The sequence below is a fragment of the Novosphingobium sp. BL-52-GroH genome, from assembly GCF_044813085.1.
Classification (GTDB): domain Bacteria; phylum Pseudomonadota; class Alphaproteobacteria; order Sphingomonadales; family Sphingomonadaceae; genus Novosphingobium.
The window spans coordinates 3,315,663-3,331,042 of the sequence record NZ_CP171152.1 but is presented as its reverse complement, the minus strand read 5'-3'; the positions used below and the strand labels follow the sequence as shown (position 1 = coordinate 3,331,042).

Here is a 15,380-nt window from a genome sequence, read left to right as displayed (position 1 = left end):
ACACCATGCGAACGTCCATCCTCGCCCCCGCGTGTCTCGCCCTCGGCCTCGCTCTGGCCGGCTGCGGCGGCGTGCCCAGCAACCGCTCGATGGAATCGGTCCACCAGCCGGTGGTCGACAAGGTCGACTACACGCTCGACCTGACCACCGGCGGCGCCGGCCTCGCCTATGGCGAACAGGGCCGCCTCGCCGGCTGGTTCGACGCCATGGGCCTCAAGTACGGCGACCGCATCTTCGTCGACGACCCGACCGCCAGCCCGGCGACCCGCAGCGCGGTGGAAGCCGTGGCCTCGCGCTACGGCGTCCTGCTCGGCGACCAGGCGCCGCGCACCGCCGGCTACGTGACCGCGGGAACCGCGCGCGTGATCCTCACCCGCTTCAAGGCCTCGGTGCCCGGCTGCCCCGACTGGTCCTCGAACAGCGACTTCAACCCGACCAACGGCCTGTCGACCAACTACGGCTGCTCGGTCAATTCCAACCTCGCGGCGATGGTCGCCAATCCCGAGGACCTGCTTCACGGCACGCCGTCCGACGGCGCGACGACCGTGATGACCTCGAACAAGGCGATCGAGGCGTACCGCGGCGCCACGCCGACCGGCAACGGCAACTCGGTGGGCAACACCGGCACCAAGGGGAACTGAGCCATGAACGCACCCTGGAAATCGGGCGGCCCGGGCGGGCGCGACCAGTTCGCGGCCTTCCTGTGCGACGAGGCCTCGCTCGACGTCGTGCGCTCGCTGGCGATCGACCTCGGCTGGCAGTCGGAGAAGTGCCACAAGGGTGGCCTGCGCAATGCCGTGCAGTCGCTCTCGATCACCGCGAGCCCCAACATCCTGCTCGTCGACCTGTCGGAAAGCGGCGATCCGCTGAGCGACATCAACGCCCTGGCCGAAGTGTGCGAACCCGGCACGATCGTCGTCGCGGTGGGCCAGGTCAACGACGTGCGGCTCTACCGCGACCTCATCGCCAGCGGCATCCACGACTACCTGCTCAAGCCCCTGTCCGGCGCCCAGGTCCGCGATTCGCTGGCGCAGGCGCAGGCGGTCTTCACGGCGCCCCGCGTCCATGACGCGGCGGCGGGCAAGCAGCACATCTCGACCGCGGTGATCGGCACGCGCGGCGGCGTGGGCGCGTCCACCCTGGCGACCTCGCTCGCCTGGCTATTCAGCGCCGACCACAAGCTGCCGACGGCGCTGCTGGACCTCGACATCCACTTCGGCACCGGCGCCCTGTGCCTCGACCTGGAACCGGGCCGCGGCCTGACCGACGCGATCGAGAACCCCAGCCGCATCGACGGGCTGTTCATCGAGCGCGCCATGATCCGCGCCAACGACAACCTCGCGATCCTCTCCGCCGAAGCGCCGATCAACACCCCGCTGATGACCGACGGCTCCGCCTTCGTGCAACTGGCGGAGGAGTTCCGCGCCGCGTTCGAGATGACCGTCGTCGACATGCCGCGCAACATGCTCATCAACTTCCCGCAACTGGTGACCGACGTGAACGTGGTCGTGCTGGTCACGGAGATGACGCTGGCCTCGGCGCGCGATTCGATCCGGATGCTGTCGTGGTTCAAGGCCAATGCGCCGCAGACCCGGCTCCTCATCGTCGCCAACAAGGTGCAGCCCGCGCTGGCGGAGATCAGCAAGGCCGACTTCGAGGCCTCGATCGAGACCAAGATCGACCTGCTGATCCCCTACGACCTCAAGGCCGCCTCGATGGCCGCGAAGCTGGGCCAGACGTTCGCCGATGCCAACCGCGCCACCAAGGCGGGTTCGGTGATGCGCGAACTTGCCCGCGAGATCGCCGACTCCGGCGAGGCGCAAGTGGTTTCGGGACCGAAGGCATCGCTGCTCGGCAAGATCGACTTCAAGGCGATGATCCCCAAGCCGAAGAAGAAGAAGGCGCAGGCCACGGCGCAGTGATGCACCGCAGGACGCACACGTAAAGGCACCGCAGGGCGATGAACTTTCTCCAGCTTATCATGGTGGCGGCGGGCCTTTCGGGAACGCTGCTGCTGATATGGGCGGCCTTCTCGGGCCCTTCGCCGAGCAAGGAATCCACGCGCCGCCTCAAGACGGTGCGCTTCCGCCACTCGTCGAGCAGCAGCGACCGGCTCGAGGCGCAGATGCGCAGGGCCGTCGCCGCGCGCAAGCCCAGGATGCACCACGTCGCCGGCTCCGGCTCGCGCGCGGAAGCGCTGGCGCTGCGCCTGAACCGCTCGGGCAAGTCCTGGACCATCCCGCAGTACATCTACGGCTCGCTCGGGCTGGCGGCGGTGTTCACGCTGCTGGTCTTCATGAAGACCGGCGCGCTGTTCCTGGGCCTAGCCTTCGGCGCCTTCGTCGGCGCCGGCCTGCCGCACATGGCCCTGAACTTCTTCATCAAGAAGCGCACCAACGCCTTCACCATCAAGTTCGCCGACGCCATCGACCTGCTCGTGCGCGGCCTCCGTTCGGGCCTGCCGGTGTCCGAGACGCTGACCATCGTCTCGCAGGAGATCCCCGGCCCCGTCGGCGAGGAGTTCAAGCTCGTCACGGACCGCATGAAGGTGGGCAAGACCATGGAGGATGCCCTCCAGGAGACCGCAGACCGCCTCGGCATCTCGGAGTTCAACTTCTTCTGCATCACCCTGGCGATCCAGCGCGAGACCGGCGGCAACCTGGCGGAGACGCTGGCGAACCTGTCGGACGTGCTGCGCAAGCGGGCGCAGATGAAGCTCAAGATCCGGGCGATGAGTTCGGAATCCAAGGCCTCCGCCTATATCGTCGGCTCGCTGCCGTTCATCGTCACGATCATGATCTACTGGGTCAACCCGAAGTACATCGGCGAATTCCTCGTCGACGAGCGGCTGATGGTCGCCGGCATCGGCGGCGCGATCTGGATGGGCATCGGTGCCTTCATCATGGCCAAGATGGTCAGCTTCGAAATCTGATCGGGACGCAGGAAAGATCATGCTCGACCAACCCGCCGGCCCTACGATCCTCGGCTTCGACGTCACCCTTGTCGGCACCCTGCTGTCGATCGTGGCCACTGCCGCGGTGATCCTCGCGATCTACTCCGCGATCACCATCCGCGATCCGATGACCAAGCGCGTCAAGGCGCTCAACCAGCGTCGCGAAGCGCTCAAGTCCGGGCTCGTCACCACCGCGCGCAAGCGCCAGAGCCTGATCCGCCGCAACGACACCACCGACCGCATGGGCGCGTTCCTCGGCGGCGCCCGGATGCTCCAGGACAGCCAGATCAAGGAGATCCAGCAGAAGCTGGCCCAGGCCGGCATCCGCAACAAGGAATGGGCGGTCGCGGTCGTCTTCGCGCGCCTCGTCGCGCCGATCGTGCTGGGCGGACTGGCCGCCCTGGTGATCTACGGCATCGACTACTTCCCCGACTGGAGCACGTTCAAGAAGTTCGTGGCCTTCGCCTTCATGGTGCTGGCCGGCTACAAGGGGCCGGACCTGTTCATCCAGAACCTGGTCACCAAGCGCACCCACGCGATCCGCAAGGGCCTTCCCGACGCGCTCGACCTGCTGGTCATCTGCGCCGAGGCGGGCCTCACCGTCGACGCCGCCTTCGAGCGCGTCTCGCGCGAACTGGGTCGCGCCTATCCGGAACTGGGCGACGAGTTCTCGATGACCTCGATCGAGCTGTCGTTCCTCCACGAGCGCCGGCAGGCCTTCGAGAACCTGGCCTATCGCGTCAATCTCGACGCGGTGAAGGGCGTGGTCACCACCATGATCCAGACCGAACGCTACGGCACCCCGCTCGCATCGGCGCTGCGCGTACTTTCCGCCGAATTCCGCAACGAGCGCATGATGCGCGCCGAGGAAAAGGCCGCGCGCCTGCCCGCGATCATGACGGTGCCGCTGATCCTGTTCATCCTGCCCACCCTCTTCGTGGTCATCCTGGGCCCGGCCGCCTGCTCGATCGCCGATGCCTTCTCCGGCGGTGATCCCCACCCGGCCAAGCCGGGCTGACGGGACGGACGGACGCGGCAAGGAACATCCCGCCGCCCCGATCATTTCCCTTTGGCAACAATGGAGAAACAAACATGGGCAAGGGGATTCTACTTTGGCTGATCGGCGTGCCGATCCCCGTCATCCTCATTCTTTGGCTGCTGTTCCGCTGAACCGCGAGGCCTGCACGATAGGCGCGGCATGATCCGTCGACCGTGCAGGCCAGCTGCCTGAAACCGCCGGCATCGAATGCTGGTTCGCCCTCGCACAAGCGGGGACCGCGCTACTCCCGCATCGCCGCACGACAATCGTCAGGGCGGCAACCTCCCCCCGCTCTCACAGGGCGGGGAGGCACACGCGCGCTTCGTCCTTGATCGTGGCGCTGTCCTTGTATTCGGCCGTGAACGCCGCGTAGCCGGCATCGCGCTCCGGCGCAGCGCCCGCATATTTCGTGATCGTCATCGCGCTCATGGTCGACAGCCCCGGCTTGCCTCCCTTGATCTCCACCACGCGGACGATCCGGGTGACGGTCCTGCTGCCCTTGGCCGCGTACCAGGCGGTATGATCGGCGACGGCCTTCTCGAACTGCGCCCACTTGCCGGCCTTGACCAGGCTGTGCCGGATCGTCGCATAGGACGTCCCCCGGGGGCAGGCGACGCCGGCCGATGCCCGCGGCACCGGCGCCTGCTGGGCATGGGCCGCAACGCCGGCGAGAAGAGCGGCAACGGCAGGAAAATACCTCAACATACCCCGAACGTCCCCCTCGAAAGCCGGCGGACCGAACCGCCGGAAGCATCTGCGGGGAGACCTACCGCGTCGCGGCAGGCCGGGGCAGTGAAAATTCAGACAGCGGTCTCGACCAGTTCGGCGATCTCGAACACGAAACCCTTCCAGCCGCGCATCCGCGCCGCATCGTCCAGTGCGGCGCGCTTCCTGCGGGCTTCGGCCAGCGAGCGCGAATGGCCCCAGAACACCTCGGTCCGACCGTTTTCCAGCTCTGCGACCACGCGCCAGTAATGCGTGAAGGGGTCGGCGGTGGGGCCGATCGTCTTGACGTAGCCGTCGGGCATCGTCGCGGTGAGGTAGCGCTTGCGGCGGGCCACCTCAGCCCCGCGTCCCGAGCAGCCGTCCCGCCACCGCATCCAGCCGGGCCATCAGCGCCGGGTCGCGTTGGGCGGGGGCGGTGATGAAGGCGTGATCGAGCGCGCAGTCGATGGCGACAGGCGCGCGCTCGCGCGGGAGGCTCGCGGCCAGTTCCTGCAGGGTGGCACGCGCGATCCTCGCATTGGCGTGCATCACCTCGAGCACGTGGCTGACCTCGACCCCCGCCTCGTCCTCGCGCCAGCAGTCGTAGTCGGTCACCATGCCGAGCAGCGCATAGGGCAGTTCCGCCTCGCGCGCGAGGCGCGCCTCGGGCATCGCCGTCATGCCGATCACGTCGGCACCCCAGGCGCGGTACATGCGGCTTTCCGCGCGCGTCGAGAACTGCGGGCCTTCCATGGCGAGGTAGCAGCCCGAGCGATGCACCACCCCGCCCGCCGCCTGCGCCGCCTCGCGGACATGCCCGGAAAGCCGCGCGCAGACCGGGTCTGCCAGGCTGACGTGGGCGACCAGGCCCTCGCCGAAGAAGCTGCCCGCGCGCCCCGTGGTGCGATCGATGAACTGGTCGACGGTCACGAACTGGCCCGGTGCCAGGTCCTCGCGCAGCGACCCCACCGCCGAGAGCGCCAGCAGGTCGGTGACGCCGCAGCGCTTGAGCACGTCGACGTTGGCGCGGTAGTTGATGCCGTGCGGCGGCAGGCGGTGCCCTGCCCCGTGCCGCGCGAGGAACGTGAAGCGCGCCGCGCCGATGCGCCCCGTCGTCACCGCCCCCGACGGCTCCCCGAAAGGACTGGAGACGGCGATCTCCTGCGCGTCCTCCAGCTCGATGCCCGTGGCCAGGCCCGAGCCGCCGATCACTCCGATATGCCAGTTCCGGCTTGTCTCAGCGCGCAAGGATTCCCGCCATGATGATGTCGATGGTGTGCTCGCGGTAGCGGTCGCGCAGCTCCTCCGTCAACGAATCCTGGTCGAAACAGTGCTTGAGCACGAGCCGTGCCGAGAAGAAGCGATCGACCGCCCCGGTCACCGTGAAATAGAAAAGCTGGGGATCGATCTCGCGGAAGACGCCGGCCCGCACCCCGTTGCCGATCAGCAGTTCGTAGGCCCGGTAGATCGGCGAGAGATAGCAGTTGGCGATGCGGCGCGCCTCGGCATCGTCGCTCTCGCGGACCATGCGCATCGTCAGGCGGTTGAGGTAGGGCACTTCGTAGAAGGTATCGACGACTTTCCACAAGTGCCGCCGCAGCTTCGCCTCGGGCTCCCATCCGTCCTTGGCGACCAGCGCGTCGACGCTGCTGACGATCGCCTGCCAGTCGCGGTCGAGCAGGGCCTTGAGCAGGCCCGCCTTGTTGCCGAAGTAGTACTTCACCAGCGCCGAGTTGAGGCCGGAGCGCAGCGACAGCTCGGACAGCGAGATGTCGACCACGTCACCGTCGCGCATGATCGCGCTGGCGGTGTCGAGCAGGAGCGCCCGCGCACCCGGCGGCGCGGCGACGCTCCCCGAAGACGTGGCCGAAGACGTGGCCGAAGATGGGGCCGAAGACGGGGTTTGCGGCAAAGCGGGGGGCCCCTTCATCGTGGCCCTACTTCGGGCCCATGCGGATGGCCCCGTCGAGCCGGACGGACTCCCCGTTCATGTAGTCGTGCCCGATCAGGAACAGCGCCAGCTCGGCATATTCCTCCGCCTTGCCGAGGCGCTTGGGGAACGGCACCATCGCCGCCAGCGCATCCTGCACGCCCTGCGGCATGCCTGCCATCATCGGCGTCTCGAAGATGCCGGGCAGGATGGTGTTGACGCGGATGCCCTCGCTCATGAGATCGCGTGCGACGGGCAGCGTCATCGCCAGGACGCCGCCCTTGGACGCGGCATAGGCGGCCTGGCCGATCTGCCCGTCCTGCGCGGCGACGCTGGCGGTGTTGACGATCGCCCCGCGCGAACCGGCCGCGTCGAGCGGCTCCAGCGCCGACATCCCCGCGGCGGACTTGCTGATGCAGCGGAACGTGCCGACCAGGTTGATGGCGATGGCCTTCTCGAACAGCGCCATGTCGTGGGAGCGCGGCTCGCCGGTCTCGCGGTTCTTGCCGACGGTCTTGGCGGCCGGCGCGATGCCGGCGCAATTGACCAGCACGCGCTCCTGCCCGTGCGCGGCGCGAGCCCTGGCGAAGCCGGCGACGACGCTGTCCTCGTCGGTGACGTCGACCGCGCAGAACACGCCGCCGATCTCGGCGGCCAGCGCCTCGCCGGCCTCGGCATTGAGATCGAAGATCGCGACCTTGACGCCGTGCGCCGCCAGCGCCCGCGCGGTCGCCGCGCCGAGCCCGGAGGCGGCGCCGGTCACCACGGCGGCAGTGTTGCTATCGAGCTTCATTTCCGAGTTCCTTTCGGAGAGCGCCCTATGCCTTGCCCGGGTGCCGGGACAAGCTTTTCCAGCGCATCGTTTAATCATCCGGTTAAATGGGTGGAAGGCCCCGGTCAATCCGCTTGGCATGCCCTCGCCGCGACCGCGCAACAGGATTTCACCGGGGCGATGCCCGGCGCAAGAAACCATGTGGACAATACCAAGATGCAACAGGTCTATTGTTCCGCGTAAGGCCCGAAAATCCTTGCACCCCGGGCCCTCCGCCACGGCTCGTCGCACGGGGCTGTTGCGGGATTGCAACAAGGCCGGACGCAATTTGCGCGACGCGGCAAATTCAATTGAAAGCGCGTTCTCGTGGCGCGACAACTCTGTCCCATGGCATCGAGAGGCAAATGCACTCGAACGCTGGCAACGGGTCACATCCTGGGTCTGGTCACGCTCCCCGGCATGTGCACGAAGCAACAAGGGACACAAAAGTGAAAACAACGATCCAGAAGGCCGCCCTCCGGGGCGCGACTAGCCTTACGGCTTTCGCATTGCTCTGCGGCACTGCCTATGCGCAGGAAACTACCCCCGCCGATTCCGACGCCGGCGAGACCATCATCGTCACCGGCAGCCGCATCGCCCGTCCCGAACTCGAAGGCTCGGTGCCCGTCGCCGTCGTCTCGCAGGAGCGCATCCAGGCAACCGGCGCCTCCAACATCCAGGACGTCCTCGCGGACCTGCCCTCGGTCGGCCAGAACGTGAGCCGTACCTCGAGCAACTTCTCGACCACGGGTAACGGCGTCGCCACGGTCAACTTGCGCAACCTCGGCTCGGTCCGCACCCTTGTGCTGGTCAACGGCCGCCGCTTCGCGCCCGGCATTCCCGGCACCTCGACCGTCGACCTGAACACCATCCCGACCGACCTCATCAAGCAGGTCGACGTGGTGACCGGCGGCGCTTCGGCCGTCTACGGTTCGGAAGCCATCGCCGGCGTCGTCAACTTCGTCCTCGACGACAAGTTCGAAGGCCTGCGCGCCCACGCCCAGGGCAACATCTCGGACGAGGGCGACGCCCCGCGCCAGATGATCTCGCTGACCGCCGGCAAGGCCTTCGCCGACGATCGCGGCCACATCGTCGTCAACGGCCAGTACGATCGCGATGCCGGCCTGCGCTCGCGCAACCGCTCGTTCTCGGCGGTCGACAACCCCAACCGCTCCTCGTTCGCTTCGCAGGGCCTGTTCAGCATCGACGGCTCCTTCGCCCCGGGTGCGAATACCTACACGTTCGACGCCAACAACAACCTCAAGCAGTATCAGTCGGCCAACATCGACGGCTACAACCGCAACGCCGACCGCTATCTCGGCCTGCCGGTCGAGCGTTACCTCGGCACCGCGCTGGGCAGCTTCGAGTTCTCCGACGCCCTGAACCTCTTCGGCGAATTCACCTACGTGAAGTCGAAGTCGCGCAGCAGCCTGGAGCCCCAGGCCGTCGCGGATACCGACCTCGCCTATGCCGACGGGTCGCCTTATGCCGGCATCCCGATCACCAACCCGTACATCCCCACCGCGATTCGCGACGCGATGATCGCCGCCGGCACCGACACCCTGTCGTTCCGCCGCCGTTCGAACGACATCTTCGATCGCAGCAACCGCAACGACCGCGACATGTGGCGCGGCGTGATCGGCGCAAAGGGCACGTTCGCCGACAAGTTCAACTATGAAGTCTACTACGCCCACAGCGACATGAAGGATCGCACGTCGTCGGGCACGATCTACGGTCCGAACTACGCGAACGCGCTGAACGCCGTCGCCGGCCCGAACGGCCCGGTCTGCTCGATCAACGTCGATGCCGATCTGACCAACAACGACGCCGCTTGCGTTCCGATCAACATCTTCGGCTTCAACACCGTGTCGCCGGAAGCTGCCGCCTACGTCACCAACAATGGCCAGCAGTCGACCTACCTCGCGCGCATGAAGCAGGACATCGTCTCCGCCAACATCAGCGGTGAACTGTTCAGCATCGGCAGCGCCAGCCCGATCGCCTTCGCGTTCGGTGGTGAATACCGCCGTGAAAAGAGCTCGGAAGACTTCGACGAAGCCACCAACCTGGGCCTGACCCTCGGCAACATGCTGAGCGACACGCGCGGCAAGTACAACGTCAAGGAAGTCTACGGCGAAGTCTCGGTGCCGATCCTCGAGGACCGTCCGTTCTTCCACTACCTCGGCCTCGAAGGCGCGGCGCGTTATGCCGACTATTCGACCGTCGGCGGCGTGTGGAGCTGGAAGGCCGGCGCCGAGTGGGCCCCCGTCCGCGACATCCGCTTCCGCGGTGTCTACGCCGAGGCCACCCGCGCTCCGAACATCAGCGAGCTGTTCTCCGCACAGAGCGAGACGTTCCCGGCCGTGATCGATCCCTGCGATCAGGGCGCCGGTGACGGCGACTCCAGCGGCGCTCCGATCCCCTCGGGCTCGCTGCCTGCGGCATGCCTTGCCAACCCGGCGATCGCGGCTGCAGCGGCTGGTGGCAATTTCGTCTACTCGACGGCGCAGATCCAGAACATCAATGGCTTCGTTGGCGGCAACCCCAACCTGCGCGAGGAAACGGCCAAGACACTGACGCTCGGCGCCGTGTTCACCCCCACCTTCGCACCCGGCTTCAGCCTTTCGGTCGACTACTACCGGATCAAGGTGAAGAACGCGATCGGCATCATCGGCCAGCAGACCTCGCTGGACGAGTGCGTCACCGGTTCGGGCGCCGCCCTGTTCTGCGACAACATCACGCGTGACTCGCGTGGCTACGTCACGCAGATCGACGCGATCAACCTCAACACCGGTTCGTTCGAAGTCGAAGGCCTGGACATCCAGGGCCGTTACCGCGCCGAAGTGGCGCAGGACACGGTCATCGACCTCTCGGTGTTCTGGAACCACCTGCTCACGCAGCAGCAGACCTCGTTCCCCGGCGGTCCGACCCAGAAGGAACTCGGCCAGCTCGACTGCTACTCGTGCGGTCGCCTCGGTTCGGGCTTCCGCGACAAGGTCAACGCCTCGGCGACGATCGACTGGCGGAACTTCAAGCTCAACTGGCGCGTGAACTACCTCAGCTCGGTGGTCGACGACCTCACCAAGGCGGAGCCGATCAAGACCGGTTCGTTCTGGTATCACGACGCCCAGATCCGCCTCGGCATCGACGAGGACAAGAAGTTCGAGCTGTACTTCGGCATGGACAACATCTTCGACAAGAAGCCGCCGGTGTTCAACGACACGAACGTCGTGACCTTCCCCGGCACGCAGACTTCGGCGAACACCTACGACCTCTACGGTCGCATGCTGTACGCAGGCGTCGACGTCCGCTTCTAAGACTGTCCTTTCCGCAAGGAAAAACGAAGGGGCCCCGGCAACGGGGCCCCTTTTTTCGTGGTGTGGCGGCGGCTGATGTCAGGCCGGCTTTCTATCGTCATTGCGACCCCCGGGGCCGGCCGGGGTCGCAACGACGCGAGGTGATGCGTAAACTACCCCAGGACGTCGGTAAGCACCCGGCGCCAGTTGCCACCCATGATCCGCTCCCTGTCGCGCGCGCGGAACCCGGCGCGGTCCAGCGCGGCGTCGATCGTCGCCAGCCGGTCGATGTTGTTGAGCTGCGGGATGACGACGTGCTGCGGCAACTGTTCGAAGCCGGGAATGCCTTCGCGGTTCATCGCCTTCCACCAGTCGAGATATTCCTCGACGCCGCGCGCGTTGTCGTTGCCGAGCTTGACGAGGTTGGCCTGCCCCGAGACCGGGAAGTCGTTGGCGATACCCACCGCCTCGATGCCGCCGACCTTGATGACGTGGCGCAGCTGGGCGATCAGGTGATCGACCGTGGGCACCGGATCGCGCGTCAGCCAGAAGCTCATCATGAAGATGCCCATCATCCCGCCGCGATCGGCGATGGCGCGGATCGCCTCGTCGGACGCGCAGCGCGGATGGTTCACGATCGCCTTGCAGGCCCCGTGCGACAACACTATGGGCGTGCGGCTCAGCCTCGCCGCCTCGAGCATCGTCGCTTCCGAACCGTGCGACACGTCCGGCAGGATGCGCAGCCGGTTCATCTCGCCGAGCCCCTCGCGGCCGAGGTCGGTCAGGCCGCTCTGCACGCGCTGGAGCGCCCCGCCCGCAAAGAGAGTGTCGTTGTGGTGGGTGAACTGCAGGACGCGCAGGCCCTTTTCGTGGAAGGTGGCGAGACGCGAAAGGTCGGTGCCGACCGGCTCGCAGGACTGGAACTGCAGGAACGCCGCGCAACCCGGACGCGATCCGATGTCGGCGCCGCGCCTCGCGACGAAGCCGTAAGGCGTATCGGCCAGACGCGCCACCGCCGCATCCAGTGCCTTCGCATTGGTCTCGAAATCGCGCAGGTAGCGCGGCGTTCCGTTCGCGTCGCGGACCTCGGTGATTTCGGACACGTCGCAGATCATGGCCGCCATGCGGGCCCGCGAGAGATCCTTGAGGTCTTCCGGGAGGAAACTGAGGCCGTCGATGAAGGCGGCCGGCGAGCGGGCGGCGCGGGCGAACGTCGCCGGCGCCAGCGCCAGGACGGCACTCCCCAGCAACGCCCCGCGGCGAGTAATATGGATGGTCATGCCAGCACGCTACAACAGTTTGGCCGCCATTCCAGCCCCGTGTCGGCGACGGACGAATTGCGCAGCGCCCTGCCCTCCCGATCAGGGCGACACACTTCCCGGACGACCCCGAACCACGCGCTCGTCCGCATGGAAAGCTGGGAAAAGTTAGCAGATTTCGACTAATTTTTCCTGTCTTGTTGCAATGTTACAACTCTGTGGCCGGAAAATATCGTCGTTGTTGCAGATGGCTGTTGCAGTTGCGAACAGCTTGGGCAGGATAAGATCGCCGGACCCCCGGCAATGCGCGGGACTGGCGGACCTTCTCAAGGTCGATCCGAATACACAGGGGACGCCACATGAATTTCAGAAGAAGCCTGCTGCTCGGCGCGGCGTTCATTCCCGCGATGACCATGCTGGCCGCTTCGCCCGTGGAGGCGCAGCAAGCACAGGACGCTACGGACGCAAGCACGGACGAAGGCGACCAGATCATCGTGACTGGCACCCGAATCGCCACCCCCTTGGGGTTCGACAATCCGAATCCGGTGGTATCCATCACGGCCGCCACGATCGAACAGTCGGGCCGTACCAATATCACGGACTTCCTCGTCACCAGCCCTGCCCTTCTGGGTTCGCGCCGCAATATCGATTCCGCGGGATCGAACCTGCCAAACGGGCAACTCGTCGGCGTGAACCTGCTCAACTTGCGCAATCTTGGCACCGCACGCACGCTGGTACTGGTCGACGGCCGCCGCCACGTGGCGGGCTATCCCGGCACCGCCTCGGTCGACACCAATACCATCCCGACCGACCTGATCGAGCGCGCCGACGTGCTGACCGGCGGCGTCTCGGCGATCTACGGTGCCGACGGCGTTTCGGGCGTGGTCAACTTCATCATGAAGAAGGACTTCGAGGGACTGCGCCTGCGCGCCCAGAACAGCATCTCGCAGCGCGGCGATGCCGGCGAGCACTTCATCGCCGCGACGGCAGGCAAGAACTTCGCGGACGGACGCGGCAACATCACTTTCGCCTACGAATTCAACCAGACCGACCGCTTCCAGCAGACCAAGCGCCTCAACTACGGCCGCACCGGCCCGAGCTGGAGCTTCGTGCGCAACCCCAACGACGGTTCCCCGGGCTCCGACGCAGACGATCCCAACGTCCCGGACCGCATCCTGCTGAACAACCTGCGCTGGGCTGACAGTTCAATGGGCGGGGCGGTCGACGTCGACTTCGACGGCGTTCCGGACTTCGCCGGTGAAGGCAACCCCTACGACCTGGGCAGCTACGTTCCGGGCACCGCCTTCACCATCGGCGGCGACAGCACTCCGCGCGATTCCTATTATGGTGACTACACGCCATTCACGCGCAAGCACATGTTCAATGCGATGGCGCATTTCGAAGTCAGCCCGGCGCTGAACATCTACGCCGAAGCCAAGTACGTAAAATCCAAGGCCTACACGTACTCTCAGCCGAGCTATGATTTCTACACGGAATTGTTTGCAGACAACTACTACCTGAACCAGCAGTTCGGCGCGACCGCGCCCGACGGCGCCCTCGTCAGTCGCGATAACTTCGATTTCGGCGTCCGTCGCGCCGAACTGGATCGTGAACTGTGGCGCACCGTCATCGGTGCCAACGGTGATCTGTCCGACCACCTGAAATACGATGCCTCGTTCGTCTTCGGGCAGTCGAGCCAGAACGCGACCAATTCCAACGACCGTATCGCCGACCGCTACTGGGCCGCACTTGATGCGGTGGCCGACGGCAACGGCGGTGTCACCTGCCGCATCAACCTGCCCGGGCAAACCACGATCAACGCCAACAGCTACGGGACGTCCTTCTATTCCGGCGCGCCGCAGACTTTCCGTCCCGGCGAGTGCGTTCCGCTCAACATCCTGGGCAACGGTTCTCCTTCGAAGGAAGCGCTGGACTGGGTCCTGGCATCGCACACCGAATATGCACGTCTGCGCCAGTACGTCGCCTCGGCATCGATCTCGGGCGATACCGGCGCGTTCTTCGAGCTTCCGGGCGGCCCGATCGGCTTTGCCATCGGTGCCGAATATCGCAAGGAAACCAGCCGGCAGGTCCCCTCGTACTACTCGCAGAACGGCTACCTGCAGGACAGTGGCCTGCAGACGATCGACTCCGGGTCCTTCGACGTGAAGGAGGCCTATGCCGAAGTCCGCCTGCCGCTCCTTCTCGACAAGCCGTTCGCACAGGAACTGAGTCTGGGCGCCGCGCTGCGTCTGTCGGATTACTCGACGGTGGGTTCGACCACCGCCTGGAACGTCAACGGCACGTATGCGCCTATCAAGGACATCTCCTTCCGCGGCACCTACTCCGTCTCGGTACGCGCACCGAACATCAGCGAACTTTTCGCCGGGAGCAGCACGGTCTTCGACTTCATCGTCGATCCCTGCGGCCCTGAACGCATCGCAGAAGGTACTTCGAGCCGCGCAGCCAACTGCACCGCTGCCCTCACCGCCGCTGGCCTCACCGCAGAACAGCAGGCCGATTTCGACCCGGCCAACGACGCAACCTCGCCGCAGAACAGCAGCATTCCCGGGACGCAGGGCGGCAATGCCAGCCTCAGCGAAGAAAAGGCCAAGACGTGGACCGCCGGCATCGTCCTGCGTCCGGAGTTCGTGCCCGGCCTGATGCTCAGCGCCGACTGGTACAACATCCGGATTACCAAGGCGATCAACTACTCCACCGTGCAGGACATCGCCGACCTGTGCTACGATCAGCCCACGCTGGACAACCAGTATTGCTCGTTGATTACCCGCAGCTCCACCAACGGCTACATCAACACGTTCAACGTCATCCCGCAGAACGTCGCATCCTACGAGACCGCAGGCCTCGACCTCAGCGTAAACTACCGCTTCGAACCGTCTCCGGCCATCGGCGCGTTCACTCTCCAGCTGGTGGGCAACTACCTCAACAAGCTGGAATTCGTGCCTTCTCCGGGTGCTGAACTGGAAAACGAACGTGACAATTATCTCTACCCTGCGCCGAAGTTCAGCGCGACCTTCGACCTAACGTGGACCAAGGGTCCGTTCTCGGTCAATTACGGTATCAACTGGTGGGACAAGACCCGCAGGGTCACCCGCGAGCAGGAAGCCGCAAACCCCGACTACGTCGATAGCAAGTACATCTGGTTCAAGGAGAAGTGGGAGCACGAGCTCTACATTTCAGCCAACGTCGACGATCGCTTCACCGTCTATGGCGGCGTCAACAACCTGTTCGACACCAAGCCGGACATCGGCGCCGTCGCCTATCCCGTCAGCGCAGTCGGGCGCTCGTTCTACCTGGGCGTGAAGGCCAACGTCTTCTGATCGAACACCATTCATCGACCCCATGATGAATTCGGGCCGGGAAGCAAAGCTT

Annotated in this window: 12 protein-coding genes; 6 read left to right on the top strand and 6 right to left on the bottom strand. The window is 65.8% G+C overall.

Features of this window, described 5'->3' with window-relative positions; all coding sequences use genetic code 11:
* The first annotated feature begins 5 nt into the window (after positions 1–5).
* Genes ACFFDA_RS28640 through ACFFDA_RS28625 form a run of 4 tightly spaced genes read left to right on the top strand, consistent with a single transcriptional unit; the run spans position 6 to position 3,971 of the window.
* A complete protein-coding gene (locus ACFFDA_RS28640) occupies positions 6–641 on the top strand; it encodes a CpaD family pilus assembly protein (protein WP_404480631.1) in 636 nt (211 codons plus the stop codon).
* Positions 642–644: 3 nt separating this feature from the next.
* A complete protein-coding gene (locus ACFFDA_RS28635) occupies positions 645–1,922 on the top strand; it encodes a pilus assembly protein CpaE (RefSeq protein WP_404480630.1) in 1,278 nt (425 codons plus the stop codon).
* Between the two features lie 38 nt (positions 1,923–1,960).
* A complete protein-coding gene (locus ACFFDA_RS28630) occupies positions 1,961–2,932 on the top strand; it encodes a type II secretion system F family protein (RefSeq protein WP_404480629.1) in 972 nt (323 codons plus the stop codon).
* 19 nt (positions 2,933–2,951) lie between these two features.
* Positions 2,952–3,971 (top strand): type II secretion system F family protein, encoded by a 1,020-nt coding sequence (locus ACFFDA_RS28625; protein ID WP_404480628.1) that lies wholly within the window; start codon positions 2,952–2,954, stop codon positions 3,969–3,971.
* Positions 3,972–4,286: 315 nt separating this feature from the next.
* Here ACFFDA_RS28625 and ACFFDA_RS28620 read toward each other — a convergent pair whose 3' ends face one another.
* The 5 genes from ACFFDA_RS28620 to ACFFDA_RS28600 form a co-directional block, all read right to left on the bottom strand.
* Positions 4,287–4,697, bottom strand: a complete 411-nt coding sequence (locus ACFFDA_RS28620) for a hypothetical protein (RefSeq protein ID WP_404480627.1) — start codon at positions 4,695–4,697, stop codon at positions 4,287–4,289.
* A gap of 95 nt (positions 4,698–4,792) precedes the next feature.
* Positions 4,793–5,053: a hypothetical protein gene (locus ACFFDA_RS28615; RefSeq protein WP_404480626.1), complete on the bottom strand. Its 261-nt coding sequence runs from the start codon at positions 5,051–5,053 to the stop codon at positions 4,793–4,795.
* 1 nt (position 5,054) lies between these two features.
* Complete coding sequence (mtnP, locus tag ACFFDA_RS28610; RefSeq protein WP_404480625.1) at positions 5,055–5,945, bottom strand: S-methyl-5'-thioadenosine phosphorylase; 891 nt, start codon at positions 5,943–5,945, stop codon at positions 5,055–5,057.
* A complete protein-coding gene (locus ACFFDA_RS28605; protein ID WP_404480624.1) occupies positions 5,935–6,627 on the bottom strand; it encodes a TetR family transcriptional regulator in 693 nt (230 codons plus the stop codon). The genes mtnP and ACFFDA_RS28605 overlap by 11 nt, the downstream gene beginning before the upstream one ends.
* Before the next feature lie 7 nt (positions 6,628–6,634).
* Positions 6,635–7,420, bottom strand: coding sequence for an SDR family oxidoreductase (locus ACFFDA_RS28600; protein WP_404480623.1), 786 nt, complete (start codon positions 7,418–7,420; stop codon positions 6,635–6,637).
* Positions 7,421–7,887: 467 nt separating this feature from the next.
* Between ACFFDA_RS28600 and ACFFDA_RS28595 the strand changes: the two genes are divergently transcribed.
* A complete protein-coding gene (locus tag ACFFDA_RS28595; RefSeq protein WP_404480622.1) occupies positions 7,888–10,752 on the top strand; it encodes a TonB-dependent receptor plug domain-containing protein in 2,865 nt (954 codons plus the stop codon).
* A gap of 152 nt (positions 10,753–10,904) precedes the next feature.
* Here the strand turns inward: ACFFDA_RS28595 and ACFFDA_RS28590 are convergent, their stop codons facing one another.
* The gene (locus tag ACFFDA_RS28590; RefSeq protein ID WP_404480621.1) at positions 10,905–12,011 is read right to left on the bottom strand and encodes a membrane dipeptidase; all 1,107 of its coding nucleotides are present in this window, start codon (positions 12,009–12,011) and stop codon (positions 10,905–10,907) included.
* Between the two features lie 338 nt (positions 12,012–12,349).
* Here ACFFDA_RS28590 and ACFFDA_RS28585 point away from each other — a divergent pair, with 338 nt between their 5' ends.
* The gene (locus ACFFDA_RS28585) at positions 12,350–15,328 is read left to right on the top strand and encodes a TonB-dependent receptor domain-containing protein (protein WP_404480620.1); all 2,979 of its coding nucleotides are present in this window, start codon (positions 12,350–12,352) and stop codon (positions 15,326–15,328) included.
* Positions 15,329–15,380: the final 52 nt, after the last annotated feature.

Coding starts and splice junctions, on each gene's coding strand:
- ACFFDA_RS28620 (WP_404480627.1), bottom strand. CDS start 4,697: ATGTTGAGGTATTTTCCTGCCGTTGCCGCTCTTCTCGCCGGCGTTGCG.
- ACFFDA_RS28640 (WP_404480631.1), top strand. CDS start 6: ATGCGAACGTCCATCCTCGCCCCCGCGTGTCTCGCCCTCGGCCTCGCT.
- ACFFDA_RS28585 (WP_404480620.1), top strand. CDS start 12,350: ATGAATTTCAGAAGAAGCCTGCTGCTCGGCGCGGCGTTCATTCCCGCG.
- ACFFDA_RS28630 (WP_404480629.1), top strand. CDS start 1,961: ATGAACTTTCTCCAGCTTATCATGGTGGCGGCGGGCCTTTCGGGAACG.
- ACFFDA_RS28605 (WP_404480624.1), bottom strand. CDS start 6,627: ATGAAGGGGCCCCCCGCTTTGCCGCAAACCCCGTCTTCGGCCCCATCT.
- ACFFDA_RS28590 (WP_404480621.1), bottom strand. CDS start 12,011: ATGACCATCCATATTACTCGCCGCGGGGCGTTGCTGGGGAGTGCCGTC.
- ACFFDA_RS28625 (WP_404480628.1), top strand. CDS start 2,952: ATGCTCGACCAACCCGCCGGCCCTACGATCCTCGGCTTCGACGTCACC.
- ACFFDA_RS28635 (WP_404480630.1), top strand. CDS start 645: ATGAACGCACCCTGGAAATCGGGCGGCCCGGGCGGGCGCGACCAGTTC.
- ACFFDA_RS28600 (WP_404480623.1), bottom strand. CDS start 7,420: ATGAAGCTCGATAGCAACACTGCCGCCGTGGTGACCGGCGCCGCCTCC.